Here is a 19793-nt window from a genome sequence, read left to right on the forward strand (position 1 = left end):
TATTACCTCCTAGTTAAACCATGATTCGCGCGCTTTCATAATCAATTGACCCGCTTTTTCTGTACCTAAACCTTCAATATCTTCGATATCGTCAGTCGCTTGGTCAGCTAAATCATCAACTGTGATGACACCACGAGCGGCAAGCGCATAAGCGATCTCTTGTGTCATGCCTTCCATTGCTAGAAGTTCTGCACTCGGATCTTGGATATTTTCTTGCTGTTGCAATGCGTCTGCCAATGCCACTTCTTTGGCACGACCTTGTAACATTTCAACAATTTCTTCATCTAAATCAATTTCGTCAAATGTTTCCGCAGGAACATACGCAATTTCTTCTAATGAAGTGAAGCCCATTTCTACCAATGCCATCGCCAAATCTTCAGCAATGTCTAGACGTGAAACAAACAAGTCTAAGTATTGTTGCGCTTCATTTTGCTGACGTGCGTGATACTCTTCTTCAAGCATCATGTTCAGCTTGTAACCTGTGAGTTCAGAGGCTAAACGTACGTTTTGACCTTGTGAACCAATGGCACGCGCTAACTGATCGCTAGTGGCGAAAATAATATCAGCAGTACGTTCTTCCTCATCAATCACAATACCCGATACATCGGCTGGCTCTAAAGCACTGGCGATATATTGTGCTGGATCATCAGACCACACCACAACATCAATACGCTCACCATTTAACTCTTGCTGTACCGCTTGGATACGTGTACCACGCATACCAATACATGCACCTACAGGGTCAATACGATGGTCGTTGGTTTTTACTGCAATTTTTGCACGTACACCCGGCTGACGCGCTGCTGCTTTAATTTCGATGATTTCTTCAGAAATTTCTGGAATTTCTTTTTTCATCAATGCAATCAGCATTTCAGGCTTGGCACGTGACAACAACAATTGTGCACCACGACCTTCACGGTTCACGCTGTACAAAATTGCATTCACACGCTGCTTAGGACGCAAAATTTCTTTGGCGATCATTTCTTCACGCGCCAAATATGCTTCTGCATTGTCGCCCAAATCAATAATAAAGCCATCTTTGGTTTGCTTTTTCACTTCACCGTAAATCAGCTCGCCTACTTTGGCTTCATAAGCATCTGCAACCAATGCGCGTTCTGCTTCACGAATTTTTTGCACAATCACTTGCTTGGCAATTTGCGCAGCAATACGACCGAAGTCAATTGACTCAACTTCAAGTTCGCGAATATCGCCAATTGACCACTTTGCAGGGTCTACATCAGAAATTGCATCTTGGCATGCAGGCATTTCATGATCTTCATCTGCCACCACTTCCCACTGACGGAAAGTGCTGTAGTCACCTGTTTTACGATCAATTTCCACACGTAAACGTGCTTCTTCTGAGTTTGTGCCTTCGTAGAATTTCTTTTTCGTCGCAGCAACAAGAGCCTGTTCAAGCGCCTCAAAAATTGCCTCACGACTTACACCTTTTTCGTTACTAACCGTTTCAACGACGGTAAGAATTTCACGTGCCATAAGTCACCTATTCGTTCAGATTCTTATTAATTTGATTAATCTTGGTAAATCAGGTTTGCTTTATCAATATTGTGACTGTCAATCTCCAATACTTGCTGTTTTTCCACTTCGACCTGAATGGTTTCATTTTCCAGATCTACAGCAACCAATTTCGCTTGAAATTTACGACGGTTTTCTACAGCACTGATTAAACGTAACGCAATGGTTTGCCCAATATATGCAGGCAATTGCTCTAATTGGAAAAATGGACGATCCCAACCCGGAGAGGATACTTCAAGTGCATATTCACCTGAAATTGGATCATGCACATCAAGCATTGCACCAACTTGCTGGGTTACACGTACACAATCTTGCACACCAATACCACGACCTTGCTCTAATTCGCCATCTTCATTTAAGACAGGTTCTGCATTTTCATCGACAGCTTTGTCGATATAAATACGTAACAAAGAACGCTTACCTTGTGGAATAAACTCGATTCCCCAAAGATCCACATCACATGCTTGCACTGCTGGCGCAATTAAGTCCTGAAGTGCTTGAGTTTTATTTGATAGCTTCATTTACTCTCGTCATTCTGCTGCGGTTCAATGGTCTTATTTGACCACTACACATTCATACAAACTATAGTAGTAGTGAAACATGACACTTTGACTTTAGGCCGCGCACGGCTTGTATCGACACTACACGATAGCCAATAAAAAAGGGCGTAATCGCCCCTATTCTTGCACAGTAAAACCAATATCCACTGTGCAAAAAGGCCCACCTAGTTGTGAGCCTCTTTAGAAACTTGGTTGCGGGGATTAGACTAAATCTAACCATCTTTGCTAGTTTATTATGCTGAATTCAATCAACTAAAACTAACGTACCACACCATTAGAAACTTGGTAGCGGGAGCTGGATTTGAACCAACGACCTTCGGGTTATGAGCCCGACGAGCTACCAGACTGCTCCATCCCGCATCAACGTGCAAAAATTATATACAAATATGAATAAGTTTTCAATCAAACTTAGCATTTTTGCCTGACTTAAGTTGCACCTTAGTCATATTTTGGTAGCGGAGCTGGTTTTGAACCAACGACCTTCGCCAAGTGATCAAGAGTTGAGCCCGACGGACAATCAACTAATCAAAACAGGCATTACCAAACCATTAAAAATGGTAGCGGGAGCTGGATTTGAACCAACGACCTTCGGGTTATGAGCCCGACGAGCTACCAGACTGCTCCATCCCGCAACAACATGTAAATACTTATCTCAACCTAAAATAATTTAAGTTGCCTACGCTTAATTCACGATAAGCTTAGGATTGATTGGTAGCGGGAGCTGGATTTGAACCAACGACCTTCGGGTTATGAGCCCGACGAGCTACCAGACTGCTCCATCCCGCATCAACAGATTTGCTGCTTAACACCAACTTATGTTTTCTGGATTATAAGTTGGTGCGGAAGGGGGGACTTGAACCCCCACGCCCGAAAGCACTACCACCTCAAGGTAGCGTGTCTACCAATTCCACCACCACCGCAGCTGTGACGCATTCTAGTCGCATCATGCGAAAAAAGAAAGTGCTAAATAAAATTATTCAGCGCTTTTAGGCGCAGTTGGTGAAGTTTCAGGCGATACTGGCTGTGCAGGGGCAGTCGTTTGCACAGTCTGCAAACTATATGCACCTGTGGTTTGTTTCTTGGCAAACACCGCTAAAGTTAAACTCGTTGCAAAAAACAACGCTGTCAAAATTGCAGTTAAACGCGTTAAAAAGTTGCCTGAGCCTGACGCACCAAATACGGTTGCCGCACCACCGCCACCAAAAGAAGCGCCTGCATCTGCACCTTTACCATGCTGAACCAAAATTAGTCCAATCATTAAAATGGCTAAGATAATATGTACTACCAGCACAAATGTTTGCATGCTGAACTCCTCATTATTGTGTATTTGCAAAGGCTTGCGCAATTTGATGGAACGATGCTGCATTTAAAGATGCACCACCGACCAAAGCACCATTAATGTCTGGGCAGGCTGCTAACTCTACGGCATTTTCTGGTTTTACACTACCACCATATAAAATCGGTAGAGTCACAGCATAAGCGGTGATTTGACTTAAACCTTCACGAATTTTTGCATGCATGGTTTGCGCATCTTCAGGTGATGCTGTCTTGCCTGTGCCAATTGCCCAAATAGGTTCATAGGCAATTACAATCTGTTGCCATTGCTCAGCGTCAACCACGGCAGCAATATCACAAATTTGTTGCAAAACAACTTGCTCTGCCTGACCACTTTCACGTTGTTGCAGACTTTCCCCCACACAATAAATAACAGTCAAACCACCCTGCAAGGCATTTTTAACTTTTTCATTCAAAATGCTTGGTGTGTCTGCAAATAGTTCACGACGTTCTGAATGCCCAACCAATACATAATCAATTTGACTGTCTTTTAGCAATTCTGCACTGACTTCGCCCGTATATGCACCCAAACCCGCAATACGAGACAGGTCTTGTGCAACGGTATAGACAGGACGTACTGCTTCACTCAAAGCAGCTTGAGTTTGTGTCAAAGCCAAAGTGACAGGTGCAATCCCCAAATGACACTTTTCAGCCTCTACAGGGCTGTCTTGTAATAATTTTTTAAATTCAGAAATAAGTTGCTGAGCATCGGCACGCATCGGATTCATCTTCCAATTGCCAACCACCCAAGGCTTAATCGTCGTAGCCGACATAGAATAACCTGCAAAAACAATTCATTTAATCGCGCACATTCTACACGCAAATCACATTTCTGCTGAGTTTTTTGTGCAAGCTTTGCATCAAACTGCTGCATGAAGTATCTTTTCATGGCAGGACTTACAATTTTTTTAGCAGATTAATGTAACTGGTTCATGCTTTTAGGCGATACTTAGGTGGTGACAGCACTTTCAGATATGGTATTTTTGTGCAACAAAAGTATAATTTTAAAGATACCAATTATAAACAATCTTGATTTTGAGGACGTTGGGGAATGTCAGTACAACAAGCTACACCTAAATTCACAGGTTTTATTCGACGTTTGGTCGAAGACGGGCTCGTTTCTGCTGAGACTATGCAAACCGCCATTATGGCTGCTCACAAAGAAAAAGTAGATATTGTTCCCTATCTAATTCAGAACTTAAATATTTCACCTCTGCTGATTGCTGAAAAAATTTCCAATGAGTTTGGTGAACCTATTTTTGACTTGAGTGTCTATGATTCCGCTTTAATTGTGCGTGAAGGCATCGATGAAAAGCTGTTCAGCAAATATTGTCTACTGCCTATTTTTAAGCGCAATCACCTGCTTTACGTTGCGACCAGTAACCCGACCAATATCGAAGCAATGGATGCCATTCGTTTCAACAGTAAAATGAATATTGAAGCCATTGTGGTCGAACACGATAAATTGGTAAAACTGATTGAACAAAACTTTGCGAGTGAGTCTGCTTTTGAATTTGAAGATGATGACTTCGATCTCAACTTTGAAGATGGTAACAGCGAACCAGAACAAGCTGCAGAAGATGAACCGCAGAATGATGAATCCCCAATTGTTAAATACATCAACAAATTACTGATTGATGCAATTCGCATGGGTGCTTCGGACTTACACTTTGAACCGTATGAAAAAACCTATCGAGTGCGTTACCGTGTCGATGGTGTATTACGTCAAATTGCCACCCCACCCTTACAGTTAGCTAACCGCTTGGCATCACGTTTAAAAGTGATGTCCCAAATGGACATTTCTGAAAAGCGTGTCCCACAAGATGGTCGTATTAAATTAAAACTATCTAAAAATAAATCCATCGACTTCCGTGTGAACTCGTTGCCAACATTGTTCGGTGAAAAAATCGTACTGCGTATTCTTGACCCATCTAGCGCGATGCTTGGGATTGACGCTTTGGGCTATGAACCAGAACAAAAAGAATTGTTCATGGAAGCCTTAGAAAAACCGCAAGGCATGTTACTGATTACAGGTCCAACGGGTTCGGGTAAAACGGTATCGCTATATACAGGCTTAAATATCTTAAACAGAGAAGATACCAACATTTCCACTGCCGAAGACCCTGTGGAAATTAACTTAGAAGGCATCAACCAGGTTAACGTCAACAATAAAGTGGGCTTAACCTTCGCTGCCGCTCTGAAATCTTTCTTACGTCAAGACCCTGATATTGTCATGGTGGGTGAGATTCGTGACCTTGAAACTGCAGAAATTGCAATTAAAGCAGCCCAAACAGGTCACATGGTTTTATCTACCCTCCACACCAACAGTGCGCCAGAAACTTTAACGCGTTTACGCAATATGGGCGTTCCTTCCTTTAACATCGCAACTTCGGTAAACCTCGTCATTGCACAGCGTTTGGCACGACGCCTATGCCCGCATTGCAAAGCTCCTTCCGATATTCCAAAACAAAGCTTATTGGAAATGGGCTTTACTGAAGCCGATTTGAGCAATCCAGAATTTCAGGTCTATCAACCTGTAGGCTGTTCTGAATGCCGTGAAGGTTATAAAGGACGTGTTGGTGTTTATGAAGTGATGAAAGTCACACCAGAAATTTCTAGAATTATTATGGAGGATGGTAATGCCATCCAAATTGCTGATGCGTCAGCAAAATCGGGGTTTAACAATCTGCGTCGTTCGGGGTTACTTAAGGTCATGCAGGGGGTGACTTCATTGCAAGAAGTCAATCGTGTGACCAGTGAATAGTTGTAAAATTTAAAATAAGGATAAATACGCATGGCTGTCAAAAAAGCACAGATGATGCCCACCTTCGTTTATGAAGGGATTGACCGCAAAGGGGCTAAGTTAAAAGGGGAAATTCCAGCGCGTAATATGGCCTTGGCAAAGGTCACATTGCGTAAACAAGGGATTACCATCAAGACGATTCGCCAAAAGAAAAAGAATATTCTTGAAGGCTTAATGAAAAAACGGGTGTCGACCTTAGACATCACTATTTTCACGCGTCAGCTTGCCACTATGATGAAAGCAGGTGTGCCTTTGGTACAAAGCTTTGAGATTGTTGCCGAAGGTCTTGAAAACCCCGCCATGCGTGAAGTGGTTTTAGGCATTAAAGGTGAAGTGGAAGGCGGGAATACCTTTGCTGGCGCATTGCGTAAATATCCTCAATATTTTGACAACCTATTTTGTTCTTTGGTCGAATCTGGTGAACAATCGGGTGCCCTAGAAACCATGCTAGATCGTGTCGCGATCTATAAAGAAAAGAGTGAGTTACTCAAACAAAAAATTAAAAAAGCCATGAAATACCCTGCAACGGTCATTGTGGTGGCCGTGATTGTGACCATTATTTTGATGGTGAAAGTCGTACCTGTGTTTGAAGAGTTGTTTAGCTCTTTTGGTGCGGACTTGCCTGCCTTCACTAAAATGGTGGTGAACATGTCACAATGGATGCAGAAATACTGGTTTATTCTGATTATTGTGATTGGGGTCATCATTGCAGGTTTCTTGGAAACTAAAAAACGCAGTAAAAAATTCCGTGACTTCTTAGACAAAGCGGCACTGAAAGCGCCTATTTTTGGTGACTTGGTCTATAAAGCGATTATTGCACGTTATAGCCGTACTTTAGCCACTACTTTTGCTGCTGGTGTACCCTTAATTGATGCCTTGGAATCTACCGCTGGGGCAACCAATAATGTGGTCTATGAAGAAGCCGTGATGAAAATTCGTGATGATGTTGCGACAGGTCAACAGCTACAATTCGCCATGCGTGTCACCAATAAATTCCCGTCTATGGCAGTGCAAATGGTAGCCATTGGTGAAGAATCAGGTGCGCTAGATGCCATGCTAGATAAAGTCGCAACCCACTATGAAAACGAAGTCGACAACGCAGTAGATGGCTTAACCTCAATGATGGAGCCGTTGATTATGTCTGTCTTGGGTATTTTAGTGGGTGGTTTAGTTGTCGCCATGTACCTTCCAATCTTCCAAATGGGTTCTGTGGTTTAATGCAAGAATTAATCGCGTACTTTATCCAAAATCCAACTGCGCTCTATATCGCAGTTGGACTTTTTAGTTTATGTATTGGCAGTTTTTTGAATGTGGTGATTTACCGCACCCCAAAAATGATGGAACAGGAGTGGCGTAATGACTGCCAAATGTTATTACATCCTGAACAAGCCATTATTGATGAAAGTAAAATCACCCTGAGCAAACCTGCATCGACCTGCCCCAAATGTCACAACCCAATTCGTTGGTATCAAAATATTCCTGTGCTGAGTTGGTTGGTATTACGCGGTAAATGTGGCAACTGCCAAAACCTGATCAGCGTACGTTATCCAATGATTGAAGTATTAACCGCTGTTTGCGCCCTGATTGTGCTTGCGGTATTTGGCCCAACTGTACAAATGCTGTTTGGTTTGCTGCTCACTTATACCTTGATTGCACTCACCTTCATTGATTTTGATACACAACTCTTGCCAGACCGTTACACCCTGCCTTTGGCTGCACTGGGTTTGGCAGTCAACAGCTATGCCATCTATACCTCACCGACATCGGCAATTTGGGGTTATGTAATTGGCTTCCTATGTCTATGGGTGGTGTATTACCTGTTTAAAATCGTCACAGGCAAAGAAGGCATGGGCTATGGTGACTTCAAGCTCCTTGCCGCTTTAGGTGCATGGATGGGGCCGATGATGTTACCCCTGATTGTGCTGCTATCGTCCTTAGTTGGGGCTATTATTGGCATTATTCTGTTAAAAGTGCGTAAAGAAAACCAACCCTTTGCATTTGGTCCGTATATCGCCATTGCGGGCTGGATTGCCTTTTTATGGGGCGAGCAAATCATGAAAGTATATTTGGGACAATAAGGACAGCACATGCGTTTTGTTTTGGGTCTAACAGGAGGAATTGGCAGTGGCAAGTCTGCAGCCAGTGCGTGGTTCGAGACCCAAGGCATTGTTGTGGTCGATGCGGATGTTGTTGCACGTGAAGTGGTTGAAAAAGGACAGCCTGCCTTAAAGCAAATTCGACAACACTTTGGCGATTGGGTTTTACTTGAAAATGGCGAACTAGATCGTCGCGCATTACGTGAACACATTTTCAAAGAACCAAGTGCACGACAAGCACTTGAAAAAATCACCCACCCTGCAATTCGTGAATCGATTATTCAACAATTAGATACTGCCGACAGTCCCTATGTGGTTTTGGTTTCACCACTCTTGTTTGAAACCAATCAACATCAATTGACCCGACATACATTATTGATTGATGCTACTGAAGCCCTACAAATTCACCGTGCTTCACAACGTGATGGTCAAACGGTTGAGCAAATTCATAAAATTATTCAAGCACAAATGCCACGTGCTGAAAAACAACGCCTAGCCGATGACATTGTGCTAAATGATGGGCATTTAGATCATTTGTATAGCAAACTTGAAGTATTGCATCAGCAGTATTTAAAGCGAGCGATGCAGTAAGCAAATTAATCTGACTGTTGTTTTTGCTGTTCAAGTTGAGCTTTTAAGCTGTCAGGTCGGGCCCACCAACGCCAAGGTTGCAAAGCACCAATCCCCATACCCACCAAGCCACATAAAATTGCTAAACTCAAAGGTTCACCCAATAAAGGGACAGCAAGAATCGCAGCGATAAACGGCGCCAAGGTCACAATACTGCCAGTTTTGAATGCTCCCAAACGCTTAATTGCCTCGACATAGCTAAGTGTTGCGATGATCACCACAAACACTCCATGAAAAATAGTTTGCAGCAATAAATGAATCGGTTCAGGTGTGCTGAGTTGTTTCGGGAAAAACAGTACGTAAATCGGGACATAGACGATTGCCGACCAAATTGCGACACCCGCCATAGCATGCCAAGCGGAAAGCTTCCATTGTCTTAATAAAACCGTAAACACACCCCACCAAATAGCGCTGATAAAAAACAGTCCATCCCCAAGTCCAAAGGCAACACCTGTTTCTTGATACATCAGCGCACTCATACCCGCAATGGCGGTCAGCATAATTACAATACTGATCCATGTATGGCGGTCAAAAGGCACTCGAAATAACATCCAAGCAGCAATGGCGGTACAAACAGGAATACAGCCATTCAAAAAAATGGCAGCATGCGCAGCAGGTACATAATGAAAAGCACTATACGCAGTCAGGCAATAGCCCACTCCACCAATCATTGCCAAAATAAAAGGCTCTTTTTTCCATAAAAATGCCGTATCTTTTTTCCAGATAAGAATCGGCATTAAAATACAAAAAGCCAAAGCAAAGCGTAAGGCGGTAATATCCCAAGCACTGATCTGCCATTGTGCATTCAGCCGAGCAGTTAGGGTAAAACCACCCCAAATGCACATGGTAACAAGCACCAAAGCATAACCTTGCTTTTGGGGAGATAGACGAATCACGGTGTTGAAAGCATCAATAAAATAGCAAATACAAAATCAGCAATTAAGCCTGACGCTGACGACAAGCTTCATACAAGGCCATACCTGTTGCAACACTGACATTCAGACTTTGCAGATTTCCTGCCATTGGAATAAATACGGTTTGATCACATTGTGACTGGGTAATTGGGCGTAAACCTGTATCTTCTGCGCCCATCACCACGCATACTGCTGTGCCTGTAAAGTCAAATTGCTGAATTGGCAAAGCTTTTTCATCCAGCATCGTACCCACCACGCGCACATTAAACTCTTGTTTCAAATGCGCCAAAGTACGTGCCAAATTGGTCACTTGGATAAATTTGACTTTTTCTGCACCACCTGCAGCTACTTTGCGTGCAGTTGGGGTCAAACTTGCTGAACGATCACGCGGCACAATCACGGCAGTAACCCCCATCGCAGCGGCAGTACGGATACACGCACCCAAGTTATGCGGGTCGGTGACTTGGTCGAGCGCCAAAAGTAAAGGCTTGCTATCAGCCTGCAACAAGGCATCCAAGTCTTTTTCATTCAGAGTTGGATGTGGGCGTACTGCAGCCACCACTCCTTGGTGAAAAGGCAAACCTGCCAGTTTTTCCAAGCTGTCACGGCTGGCTTTTTGCACACTAATGCCAAATGGTTCGGCAAGTTCTAAAATCTTTTGTAAACGCTGATCATCACGCCCTTTTAAGGTAAAAAGAGTTAAGACGCGCTCTGGCTCAAGCTCCAATAATGACTCCACCGAGTGAACGCCATAATAATATTCAGGTTTTGCCATGAACGACCTCTAATTAATGCACCAATAAACCAGCGAAAACGAAAAATCCTGCAAAGCTGACTTTACAGGATTTCAATAAGATCTAGTTTAACCGATTCGGGTGAAAATTTCTTGATTCAATTCCGCTTGATTGGGTGCTCAAGCAGGAGAAAAATGAAATCTTAATTCAATACCCTATTATCGGCTGATTAGCCTTCTAAGTGGCACACGTAATCGAGCACTTCATCGGTTTCGATGCTGAAACGGCTATTGCCAGGCACATAGAACGATTGACCCGCGCGGAATAATTCACTTTCTTCGCTATCGGCAATTTTGACACGACATTCACCTGAAATAATTTCCATACGTTCAGGTACATGCGTTTCGAAAGTCAAGGCTTGTTCAGTCGGTAAAATTACCCCTAAGGTTTTTTTGGTACCGTCTTCAAACTGCACAGTATGACTGATGCATAGACCACCAAAATAGACATTCGATTTTTTTACAACTGATACATGATCAAACTGAGCTGACATGCGTAATCTCCAGGTAACGCGTTTTTATATTTTTGACTGATGTAGTTTAATTCTGTCCTCAGAACTAATCAATCTGTGTTTACAAAGGGGCTAGCGTAAAGTTGACCATCCCCCAGACAATGCAGAGCACGCTATACATGCTGTCTAAGGTCTTGCCGCTCCTATCCACAAATATGCACCAAGCTCCCGCGACTAAAGTGCTAAAGCTGAATGTGAAATAGTTCACCCATTCTGCCTAGACAGGCACATCTTCCCCACCCAAACTGCACTTAAAACTCCCCAAGTAAAGCATGCCCTGATTCAATGACCATAAGATGAAATGATCTGGACTTTGCTGCATTTTTTGTTGTTTGCGCTGTAATTTAAGCTAGAATTAAATAGACTCGAAGATGCTTTGATTGAAAATAACAGCCGCAATGTGGCATATCAAAAAACTTGACTCTTTTTAACTGCCACTTTTCGCAGCTTGGATGCGTTTATGCTGACTCACTTAACACTGATTAACTTTGCCCTTGCCGATCACCTAGCCTTGGATATTGAAACTGGGTTTAACGTCCTAACTGGGGAAACTGGTGCAGGTAAATCCTTACTTTTAGATGCGCTTTCTGCCTGTTTAGGTGAACGTACCGATACCAATTATGTACGTTTTGGTGCAGATAAGGCTGATGTGACCGCGAGTTTCAGTTATCAGGACAATAGCCCTGAAGCACAATGGCTAAAAGAACATGAATTAGATGATGAGTCTGGTGAAATCCATTTACGTCGGGTGATTTTTGCTACAGGACGCAGCAAAGCATGGATTAATGGACGCCCAAGCAGTTTGTCAGAGCTGAAAGAAATTGGACGCTTACTAGTACAGCTATATAGCCAACACAGCCAACAACAATTGTTGGAACCGCCTTATCCAAAGCACTGGCTTGATCGTTATTATAATTTTTATACCCCTGCCCAAGCAGTACGTGATGCTTATAGTACCTGGCAAAAAAATATCCGACAGCATCAGGCGGCGCTGGATGCACAGGCAACTCGCAAGCAGCGCATCGAAACTCTAAACTTACAGCTCGAAGAACTCGAAGAACTGGTACAAATCGATTATAAGGAGATTGAACAAGAGTTTGATCGCCTAAGCCATCATGAACATATCATGCAGGACTGCAGTTATAGCTTAAATGCCTTAGACGAAGCCGAGCAAAACATCACACAGGAAATTGCTTCAATTATTCGCCGCTTGGAATCGCATGCGGGGCGCAGTGAGCAATTATCGGAAATTTATAATTCATTGTTAAATGCGCAAAGTGAATTAGATGATGCGACAGCCAATTTACGTCAGTTTATTGATCGTCAAAGCTTTGATCCAGAGCGCATGGAAGAACTGAATCAGAAGCTGGAAGTTTTTCATCGTTTGGCACGTAAATACCGCACTCAGCCTGAATTACTGAAACAAGAGTTCGATACTTGGCAAGCCGAACTCACGGCTTTACATGAACTGGAAGATCCTGAAACTTTGGCAGAACAAGTCGAAGTGGCACATCAGGACTTTTTAGCCAAAGCACAACATTTAGATGATATCCGTCGTGAAGCAGCTGCACCGCTCGCTAAACAACTAACCGAGCAAGTTAAACAATTGGCACTGCCTGAGGCACATTTTGAATTTAAATTTGAACCTTTAGAACAAGTTTCTGCGGAAGGGTTAAGTTTTATTCAATTATTGTTTACCGCCAACAAAGGTATTCCTGCACAGCCATTGGCACGCGTGGCTTCTGGTGGTGAATTATCGCGGATTGCCTTGGTTATGCAAGTCATGAATGCCGAAAAAACCGAAGCCGAAGTCTTGGTTTTTGATGAAATTGATGTCGGGATTAGTGGTGGTACCGCAGAAATTGTGGGGCGCTTACTCGCAGGTTTGGCGCAACACGTTCAAATTTTATGTATTACCCACCAAGCACAAGTGGCAGCACAGTCTGATCAACACCTTTTAGTGAAAAAGCGTCAGACCGACCCTGCCAGCAGCACCATTGTTGAATTAGAAGAAGATGCGCGTATTTTAGAATTGGCACGCATGACAGGCGGCGTTGAAATTAATGACACCACCCTGCAACACGCCAAACAATTACGCCAATTGAAGTTTCAACAGGCTTAAAAACCAACGCTGTCACAAAAAGAGCTTGGTGAAATCACAAAGCTCAAGTAACGTGTATCCTAAAGGAATAGGTTTTTCTAGAAGCAACTGTTTTTAAGGAGAATTGCTTAGGTGACTAAACAATATCTGACGCATCGCTGTCTCATAGCCCCGCCCGATATGAATGATGAGTTTTTTGCAAACACCGTCATCTATTTGGCACGTCATGATGAAGACGGTGCGCAAGGCATTATTATCAACCGTCCATCGGGTATCCAAATCAAAGAATTACTCAATGATTTAGATATAGACGCAGATAATGTGCATCCTCACGAAGTTCTACAAGGTGGTCCATTACGACCTGAGGCAGGTTTTGTTTTACACACAGGGCAGCCAACTTGGCATTCATCTATCGCTGTTGGTGAAAATGTCTGTATCACCACCTCTAAAGATATTTTAGATGCGATTGCCCACAACGAAGGCGTTGGACGTTACCAAATTGCCTTGGGCTATGCCAGTTGGGGCAAACAGCAACTGGAACAAGAAATTGCCCGTGGCGATTGGCTCATTTGTGAATCGGACATGGACTTGATTTTCAATTTACCTTATGACGACCGTTGGGATGCCGCTTATCGTAAAATGGGCGTAGATCCAACATGGTTATCTTCCGAGATTGGTCATGCCTGAAACAACACAAGCCCAAACCATTATGGCATTTGACTTCGGTACGCAAAAAATGGGCATGGCTGTGGGGCAGGCACTGATTGAAAGTGCGACCCCTCTCGCCCTCTTCCCCATGAAAGATGGCATTCCGCAATGGGAAAACTTGCTAAAAATTATCAAGCAACATCAGCCACAATTATTTCTAGTGGGCTTACCTTTAAATATGGATGATAGCGAGTCAGAACTGTCTACCCGTGCGCGTAAGTTTGCTAGACGCTTACGCCATCAAAGCAATATCAACACCCTAATGGTCGATGAACGCCTAACCACACGTGAAGCACGTGATGAGCTTGATCATTATCAAGCCCAAGGGCGTGGTAAAAAACTCGCTGCCGATAGTCTTGCCGCAGCACTATTGATTGAAAGCTGGTATCGTGACCCTCACGGCGTTCAGCCTTAAATCCTATTTCTGAATAGATAACATCGACAAATGCAAAAGAATTGGGACATTGATCGTTAGAATGCCTAAGACCATCTGTAAAAAGTCTATTGGTCTGGCGATTTTTTGATATAAAGTGACACCATCCTTTTGGTGTGAATGGGTAAATCCGCATGGCACTGTCTAGCTTTGGCAAGATTCTCACAGTCTTAGACTTATTTTCAACCGCACGTCCTGTCATTAATGTAGATACCATTAGTGAGGAACTCGGTTTATCTAAGCCCACCAGTTACCGCTATTTAAAAGAGTTGGTTTCAGCAGAGTTGTTGCAGCGCATGAGTGGCACATCGGGAGATTACACCCTAGGGCCAAAAATTGCGGTATTGGATTTTATCTCTCGCACGACCGATCCATTGGTCACCATCAGTATTCCGTTTATGAAAAAAATTGCGGAACGTACTGAATTTTGCTGTTTGCTGACCCAACTCAATCAAGATTCCTGCATTGATGTGCATCACGAAATCTTTAAAGATACGCCTTTGCTGTCTTATGGTCGCGGCTGCCCACGTCCTGTTTATGTCGGCTCATCGCCAAAAATTATTATGGCACATCTGCCTAAAGCTAAAATTTTAGACTATTACCAACGTTTTTCTAACGAATTGGCACAAGTCAATTTTGCACAAGATGAAGATGACTTTTTGCAGCAAATGCGCAAAATCAAAAAACAAGGCTATTATTTTTCTAACGGCGAACTCGATGCAGAAATTGCAGGCTTATCTGTACCGATTCGTTTTTCATCTAAAGATGCACCTTATGCATTGACGCTGCTGGCATCTAAAAACCGTTTTGAATTTGTCAATTTGCAAAAACTGATTGAAATTTTGCAGGATAATGCAGAACAAATTGAAAAACAGGTGGAAGTACTGAATACCAGTTTTAGTATAGAACTCACTTAAAGATTTAGGTTATTGATACCTTAAAGAACTGAATTTAAATACAATTAAAATTTATTCCTGAATAAGGATTTAGAGTGCTAAATCAAGTTTTATTCAATAGCCGTGTGAAAATAGCGAAAGGTCAGATTAATTCTGGGTTGTATAATTCTATTGGACTTCATTAAGGCATGTTTCCAATAGTGTTGTGTCGTGCCACGCATGACCAACAACTGACCGCTGTGCAACAGTAGCTCAACCTTGTTGGCGCGGTGTTTATGCTGAAAACAAAATTTACGGGTTGCCCCCAAACTCAAAGATGCAATGACAGCGTGTCTGCCTAAATTCGGCTCATCATCACTGTGCCAACCCAAGCCCTGCGTACCATCTTGATATAAATTGGCCAAACATGAATTAAAGGGATGCCCGACCCATTGTTCAATTTGCTGTTTCAATCGCCACAAAGCAGGCTGCCATAGCAGTGCCTGCTTAACTGCTCCCGAATAACGATATTGATACTGCTCATCGCCATACCATGCCACTTGGCGCTGTGTCCGATAATACTGACCAAAGAGCAGACCTTCATCAGGCTGCCATGCCAAATGTTGCAGAAAATACTGCAAATAACGCTCACTATGCTCCGCACTCAGCACCAAACCATAGTCCTGCACAATGCCGTCATAAGGCAGTACGTTGTCACAACGCTCAGGTGCAAACAATTCTAGATTCATGGTCATTCCTATGCTGAATAGCTTATTGTTTAATCTAAAACAAGGATCAGGACTGCTCACAAAATGACACAGCTTTTTGGCTTGTGAGTCGTGAAGTTCATCCTTAGACTTAAAATCATCGTTCTTATAACAATAATAGCTTATGAATTTATGGCATTTATTTCAAAAATTGTGTCCCTTCGTTCGACCTTATCAGCTCTTGGTGATTGCTACCTTAGTTTTAACGCTCATCGGCTCATTAACAGCTCAAGTCAATGCACTAACTTTACAATACGCTGTTGACCGTATTAACGCCTTAATTGAGGCAGGACAAGGTCTGTCTGCAGGCTGGCACATTTTAATCACCATTTCAGCCATTTTGCTGGGTAAAGAAATCATCAATGCCTTTGTGCAGTTTGGACAGAAGTTTTATGGTGAAAAACTATGCATTTTTGTGTCACAAGATTTGGCACAGGGCATTATTGAGAAATTTTTGCGTTATCGACTGGCCTTTTTTAATCAGGACAACAACCAAGCAGGTAAATTACAAACACGTATAGATCGTGGCATTGGTTCGCTCACCCGCTTAGTGCAAATTTTCTTTATTGATATTTTGCCACTCTTTACCAGTGCAATTGTGGCTTTGGGCTTAATGTATTATGCCAATTTTTATGTGGGTTTGGTCGCGACACTCATTGTGCCTATTTATTTTTGGCTGACCTATCAGCAGGCACAAAAACTAGGAAGCTGGCGACGTAATTTACGTGATGGACGTGAGAAAAAAAGCCAAGGGATTCTCAGCATCATCAACTCAATTACCGTGATTAAATCATTTAACAGAGAAAGCATCGAAGCAGAAAAACAACTCACCCTGCAGAAAAAACTGACCCACAATCAAATGCAGACTCGCCAAACCAGTTTTTTATTTGATGGTTTAAAAAGCTTTATTGAACAAATTGGCGTGGTGCTGATTATTATTTTAACTGCTTATTTTGTGTTAGATAGACAAATGAGCATCGGCATGATCATGTATCACGTGTTACTGTTTGGCAATGTTTCTGCCCCAATTCGCTCATTGCATCGTATTTATGATGAAGTCAATGATGCAATGATCTATTCAGAAAGCTTCTTTCAAATTTTGGAAGCCGAGCATGAAATTGAGCCAAGTGGTACGCTTAAACCAGTTATTCGAGGGCAGTTTGATCTGCAACAGGTAAACTTTTTTTATCCGAATGGACATCATGCACTCAAAGACATTCAAATGCAGATTCAGCCCAATAAAATTACCGCATTGGTGGGATTGTCGGGAGCAGGAAAATCTACCCTGATCAGTTTATTAGATAAATTCTATGAACCACAACAGGGAACAATTCAGCTCGATGGGATTGATATTAACCACATCGACACTCAATATTTGCGTGACCATATCGGCTTGGTTTTGCAAAAAAATCATATTTTCCAAGGCTCTATTTTTGAAAATATTCGTTATGGCAAAACTGATGCAAGCTTGGAAGATGTGATTCTGGCAGCCCAAAAAGCCTCTATTCACGAACAAATTTTGCAATTGCCTCAGGCTTATGACGCAGATGCCCTCATGCTTTCAGGCGGTCAACAACAACGGATTGCCCTTGCACGTATGTTCCTGAAAAATCCACCTATTATTTTTTTAGATGAACCGACTGCTAGTCTGGATGCCATTGCAACCGAACAAATCAAACAAAGCCTCGATGAAATTAAACAAGGGCGTACGGTCATCATCATTTCACATAGCTTATCGCAAATTATTGATGCCGATTACACCTATGTCATGAAAGATGGCAGGATTGCGGAACATGGCGAACATGATGCGCTTTATCATCAAAATGGGGTTTATAAAGAAATTTTTGATGCGATGGCAAAAAGTTTAAATATTGAAAAAATTGCCAAAACTTATGAGGATGATGCCGAGGAAGAAACCCATAGTTAATCAAAAAGTGCTTCAATCAGAAGCACTTTTTAATGAAGAATCACGATATTTAAGGTTGTTTCAAATATGGCCATGCCGCTTTTAAATAAATAAACATCGACCAAAGCGTTAGAATTACAGCAGTATAGAGCAACAAATAAGCCACCATTTCCAATGGTTGCCAGTTCAATAAGAACACTGAAATCGCAATCATTTGGAATGCTGTTTTATATTTCCCCACTGTAGACACCGCCACACTGGTACGTGCGCCGAGTTCAGCCATCCACTCTCGTAAGGCAGATACGGTAATTTCACGGGAAATAATTACAATCGCGGCAAAAGCCATAGAAATAGTCGGTTGCCATTGCACTAAAACAATCAATGCCGCAGCGACCATAAGTTTATCGGCCACAGGGTCTAAAAAGCGCCCAAATGCAGAGGTCTGATTCAAAGTACGTGCCAAATAGCCATCAAACCAGTCGGTCACAGCAGCAATCACAAAAATAGACGTCAAAATAATATGACGCGTCATGCCACCATCATAACCATTTACGCCCATTGCAGGCGGCCAATACGCCACCAACAAAAAAACAGGAATCAAGGCGATTCGAGCCAAAGTTAATATATTTGGAATGTTCAGGATACGACCTGTTGTCATAGACACCGCCAATGTTTCCCCTCTTTACGCTGCATATTCACAAGTTTTTTGAGGATTTGTCATCGTGAATAGGCTTCACTTTATACGAAATGCTAGTAGGTGTCACTAGGCAAACACGGTGATGGTCTGTCGGGCAATCGCTATTAGCCGATCCTGATCATCCCATAAGTGCGCATATTCTGTGGCATAACCACCGCTAGCATGATCGGTAAAAACTTTATATTTCATCCAATCTTGCAGCTGATTTTGCAAAGGATTGACATAGGTCACATGCCAAGTCAGTGAACTGGCAGGAGCGAGCTGCTCAAACATCGGCAGTACTCCAGGCGGCCACATATCAAAAGCCACCATCAAATCGGCAATGGTCATGGCACGATTCGTATGCTGTTTTGGGTTAAAACGCATCCAGCCTGCAAAATCAGGTTTATGACTAGCAGTAAACGGATATTGTCCTTCAGACCAAACCAAATCCATCTGCTGAAAACATTCAGGTGCTAAAGGATGATGCTGTGTAACAGGCAATTCCGTTGCAGGTGGAAAATTGGGCGCAGTACGTTCTTGTTGCACCACAATGCTGGATTCACGTGCCGCACCAAAACTGGCAATTAAAATGCTTTGTACTGCATCATCCTGCCATAAACGAACTTCGACACTGGTCACAGATTTGCCTTCACGCAGAATTTCCGCCGTGAGCCGTGCCCGACCTTGTTGCACAGGTCCGACAAACGTGACACTGCTGCTTAGCAAGCGCTTTTTCGGATCGGCAATACAAAGCTGGGCTTTTTGCATCATCAAACCTGCCACCAATCCACCATAAATAGTGCGCCCCTGTAACCACCCAAGCGGGATGTCTATCCATTCTTGCTCGGCAATGGCTTGATAGGTCTGTAGCAACGACATAGCTTTTCCTTAAACAATGTTGTGGTTGATATTACAGGGTTTCGATCTGATGTGAATGTTCAATGACGACAGAGTCAATGCACTTTTTTGCTATTTACCTTTGTAGAAAATACTGCTTTTTATGCAGTAAATAGGGTCTGTTGACAATTCGTCTATGTTTGCGACGTGAGAGATATATCTCGCAAGATTTTTAGCTAACCCCAGTTACGGATAAGCCAAAGATTTAATCACATGAATTTTAGGCTTATTCTTTTGGCAAAGTTGATACG

The 19793-nt window shown here is 42.7% G+C and carries 19 protein-coding genes and 4 tRNA genes; 9 read left to right on the forward strand and 14 right to left on the reverse strand.

Features of this window, described 5'->3' with window-relative positions:
* Positions 1-9 precede the first annotated feature (9 nt).
* The 8 genes from nusA to tpiA form a co-directional block, all read right to left on the reverse strand.
* Entirely contained in the window at positions 10-1494 is a 1485-nt protein-coding gene (gene nusA, locus CF596_RS04215) for a transcription termination factor NusA (RefSeq protein ID WP_096901341.1), read from the reverse strand.
* 35 nt (positions 1495-1529) lie between these two features.
* A complete protein-coding gene (rimP, locus tag CF596_RS04220) occupies positions 1530-2054 on the reverse strand; it encodes a ribosome maturation factor RimP (protein WP_004975871.1) in 525 nt (174 codons plus the stop codon).
* A gap of 322 nt (positions 2055-2376) precedes the next feature.
* Positions 2377-2453, reverse strand: a tRNA-Met gene (locus tag CF596_RS04225).
* A 195-nt stretch (positions 2454-2648) separates the two neighbouring features.
* Positions 2649-2725 (reverse strand) — tRNA-Met (locus CF596_RS04230).
* 77 nt (positions 2726-2802) lie between these two features.
* Positions 2803-2879 (reverse strand) — tRNA-Met (locus CF596_RS04235).
* A 49-nt stretch (positions 2880-2928) separates the two neighbouring features.
* A tRNA-Leu gene (locus CF596_RS04240) sits at positions 2929-3013 on the reverse strand.
* Between the two features lie 53 nt (positions 3014-3066).
* Positions 3067-3396, reverse strand: coding sequence for a preprotein translocase subunit SecG (gene secG / locus CF596_RS04245; RefSeq protein WP_004975868.1), 330 nt, complete (start codon positions 3394-3396; stop codon positions 3067-3069).
* A gap of 13 nt (positions 3397-3409) precedes the next feature.
* On the reverse strand, positions 3410-4201 hold the full coding sequence (tpiA, locus tag CF596_RS04250) for a triose-phosphate isomerase (RefSeq protein WP_096901342.1): 792 nt from the start codon (positions 4199-4201) through the stop codon (positions 3410-3412).
* A gap of 278 nt (positions 4202-4479) precedes the next feature.
* Between tpiA and pilB the strand changes: the two genes are divergently transcribed.
* The 4 genes from pilB to coaE are packed head-to-tail and all read left to right on the forward strand — an operon-like array spanning position 4480 to position 8918.
* Positions 4480-6192, forward strand: coding sequence for a type IV-A pilus assembly ATPase PilB (pilB, locus tag CF596_RS04255; protein ID WP_096901343.1), 1713 nt, complete (start codon positions 4480-4482; stop codon positions 6190-6192).
* Between the two features lie 30 nt (positions 6193-6222).
* On the forward strand, positions 6223-7449 hold the full coding sequence (locus CF596_RS04260) for a type II secretion system F family protein (RefSeq protein WP_004975864.1): 1227 nt from the start codon (positions 6223-6225) through the stop codon (positions 7447-7449).
* Positions 7449-8309, forward strand: a complete 861-nt coding sequence (locus CF596_RS14990) for an A24 family peptidase (RefSeq protein ID WP_096901344.1) — start codon at positions 7449-7451, stop codon at positions 8307-8309. Before CF596_RS04260 ends, CF596_RS14990 begins: the two co-directional genes overlap by 1 nt.
* Positions 8310-8318: 9 nt before the next feature.
* The gene (gene coaE, locus CF596_RS04270) at positions 8319-8918 is read left to right on the forward strand and encodes a dephospho-CoA kinase (protein ID WP_096901345.1); all 600 of its coding nucleotides are present in this window, start codon (positions 8319-8321) and stop codon (positions 8916-8918) included.
* A gap of 5 nt (positions 8919-8923) precedes the next feature.
* Here the strand turns inward: coaE and CF596_RS04275 are convergent, their stop codons facing one another.
* The 3 genes from CF596_RS04275 to CF596_RS04285 form a co-directional block, all read right to left on the reverse strand.
* Positions 8924-9853, reverse strand: a complete 930-nt coding sequence (locus CF596_RS04275) for a DMT family transporter (RefSeq protein WP_004975858.1) — start codon at positions 9851-9853, stop codon at positions 8924-8926.
* 43 nt (positions 9854-9896) lie between these two features.
* Positions 9897-10646, reverse strand: coding sequence for a 23S rRNA (guanosine(2251)-2'-O)-methyltransferase RlmB (gene rlmB, locus CF596_RS04280; protein ID WP_004975856.1), 750 nt, complete (start codon positions 10644-10646; stop codon positions 9897-9899).
* A 188-nt stretch (positions 10647-10834) separates the two neighbouring features.
* Positions 10835-11158: a pyrimidine/purine nucleoside phosphorylase gene (locus CF596_RS04285; protein ID WP_096901346.1), complete on the reverse strand. Its 324-nt coding sequence runs from the start codon at positions 11156-11158 to the stop codon at positions 10835-10837.
* Positions 11159-11636: 478 nt separating this feature from the next.
* Here CF596_RS04285 and recN point away from each other — a divergent pair, with 478 nt between their 5' ends.
* The 4 genes from recN to CF596_RS04305 all read left to right on the forward strand — a co-directional run bounded on the left by recN (position 11637) and on the right by CF596_RS04305 (position 15335).
* On the forward strand, positions 11637-13298 hold the full coding sequence (gene recN / locus CF596_RS04290) for a DNA repair protein RecN (RefSeq protein ID WP_096901347.1): 1662 nt from the start codon (positions 11637-11639) through the stop codon (positions 13296-13298).
* Positions 13299-13409: 111 nt separating this feature from the next.
* Entirely contained in the window at positions 13410-13964 is a 555-nt protein-coding gene (locus tag CF596_RS04295; protein ID WP_004975844.1) for a YqgE/AlgH family protein, read from the forward strand.
* A complete protein-coding gene (ruvX, locus tag CF596_RS04300) occupies positions 13957-14400 on the forward strand; it encodes a Holliday junction resolvase RuvX (protein WP_096901348.1) in 444 nt (147 codons plus the stop codon). The genes CF596_RS04295 and ruvX overlap by 8 nt, the downstream gene beginning before the upstream one ends.
* Before the next feature lie 152 nt (positions 14401-14552).
* Positions 14553-15335, forward strand: a complete 783-nt coding sequence (locus CF596_RS04305; protein WP_004975841.1) for an IclR family transcriptional regulator C-terminal domain-containing protein — start codon at positions 14553-14555, stop codon at positions 15333-15335.
* An 89-nt stretch (positions 15336-15424) separates the two neighbouring features.
* Here the strand turns inward: CF596_RS04305 and CF596_RS04310 are convergent, their stop codons facing one another.
* The gene (locus tag CF596_RS04310) at positions 15425-16042 is read right to left on the reverse strand and encodes an alpha-ketoglutarate-dependent dioxygenase AlkB (RefSeq protein WP_096901349.1); all 618 of its coding nucleotides are present in this window, start codon (positions 16040-16042) and stop codon (positions 15425-15427) included.
* Positions 16043-16184: 142 nt separating this feature from the next.
* Here CF596_RS04310 and CF596_RS04315 point away from each other — a divergent pair, with 142 nt between their 5' ends.
* On the forward strand, positions 16185-17987 hold the full coding sequence (locus tag CF596_RS04315; protein ID WP_096901350.1) for an ABC transporter ATP-binding protein: 1803 nt from the start codon (positions 16185-16187) through the stop codon (positions 17985-17987).
* A gap of 49 nt (positions 17988-18036) precedes the next feature.
* On the opposite strand, the gene pgsA is transcribed toward CF596_RS04315, so the two are convergent.
* Positions 18037-18624 (reverse strand): CDP-diacylglycerol--glycerol-3-phosphate 3-phosphatidyltransferase, encoded by a 588-nt coding sequence (gene pgsA / locus CF596_RS04320; protein WP_004975835.1) that lies wholly within the window; start codon positions 18622-18624, stop codon positions 18037-18039.
* Positions 18625-18729: 105 nt separating this feature from the next.
* A complete protein-coding gene (locus CF596_RS04325; protein ID WP_096901351.1) occupies positions 18730-19524 on the reverse strand; it encodes a thioesterase family protein in 795 nt (264 codons plus the stop codon).
* Positions 19525-19793 lie beyond the last annotated feature (269 nt).

The sequence above is a fragment of the Acinetobacter sp. YT-02 genome (genome assembly GCF_002412355.1).
GTDB lineage: Bacteria > Pseudomonadota > Gammaproteobacteria > Pseudomonadales > Moraxellaceae > Acinetobacter > Acinetobacter towneri.

Coding starts and splice junctions, on each gene's coding strand:
- secG (WP_004975868.1), bottom strand. CDS start 3,396: ATGCAAACATTTGTGCTGGTAGTACATATTATCTTAGCCATTTTAATG.
- CF596_RS04305 (WP_004975841.1), top strand. CDS start 14,553: ATGGCACTGTCTAGCTTTGGCAAGATTCTCACAGTCTTAGACTTATTT.
- CF596_RS14990 (WP_096901344.1), top strand. CDS start 7,449: ATGCAAGAATTAATCGCGTACTTTATCCAAAATCCAACTGCGCTCTAT.
- nusA (WP_096901341.1), bottom strand. CDS start 1,494: ATGGCACGTGAAATTCTTACCGTCGTTGAAACGGTTAGTAACGAAAAA.
- coaE (WP_096901345.1), top strand. CDS start 8,319: ATGCGTTTTGTTTTGGGTCTAACAGGAGGAATTGGCAGTGGCAAGTCT.
- CF596_RS04325 (WP_096901351.1), bottom strand. CDS start 19,524: ATGTCGTTGCTACAGACCTATCAAGCCATTGCCGAGCAAGAATGGATA.
- tpiA (WP_096901342.1), bottom strand. CDS start 4,201: ATGTCGGCTACGACGATTAAGCCTTGGGTGGTTGGCAATTGGAAGATG.
- CF596_RS04310 (WP_096901349.1), bottom strand. CDS start 16,042: ATGAATCTAGAATTGTTTGCACCTGAGCGTTGTGACAACGTACTGCCT.
- CF596_RS04260 (WP_004975864.1), top strand. CDS start 6,223: ATGGCTGTCAAAAAAGCACAGATGATGCCCACCTTCGTTTATGAAGGG.
- rlmB (WP_004975856.1), bottom strand. CDS start 10,646: ATGGCAAAACCTGAATATTATTATGGCGTTCACTCGGTGGAGTCATTA.
- CF596_RS04315 (WP_096901350.1), top strand. CDS start 16,185: ATGAATTTATGGCATTTATTTCAAAAATTGTGTCCCTTCGTTCGACCT.
- rimP (WP_004975871.1), bottom strand. CDS start 2,054: ATGAAGCTATCAAATAAAACTCAAGCACTTCAGGACTTAATTGCGCCA.
- CF596_RS04285 (WP_096901346.1), bottom strand. CDS start 11,158: ATGTCAGCTCAGTTTGATCATGTATCAGTTGTAAAAAAATCGAATGTC.
- recN (WP_096901347.1), top strand. CDS start 11,637: ATGCTGACTCACTTAACACTGATTAACTTTGCCCTTGCCGATCACCTA.
- pilB (WP_096901343.1), top strand. CDS start 4,480: ATGTCAGTACAACAAGCTACACCTAAATTCACAGGTTTTATTCGACGT.
- pgsA (WP_004975835.1), bottom strand. CDS start 18,624: ATGACAACAGGTCGTATCCTGAACATTCCAAATATATTAACTTTGGCT.
- ruvX (WP_096901348.1), top strand. CDS start 13,957: ATGCCTGAAACAACACAAGCCCAAACCATTATGGCATTTGACTTCGGT.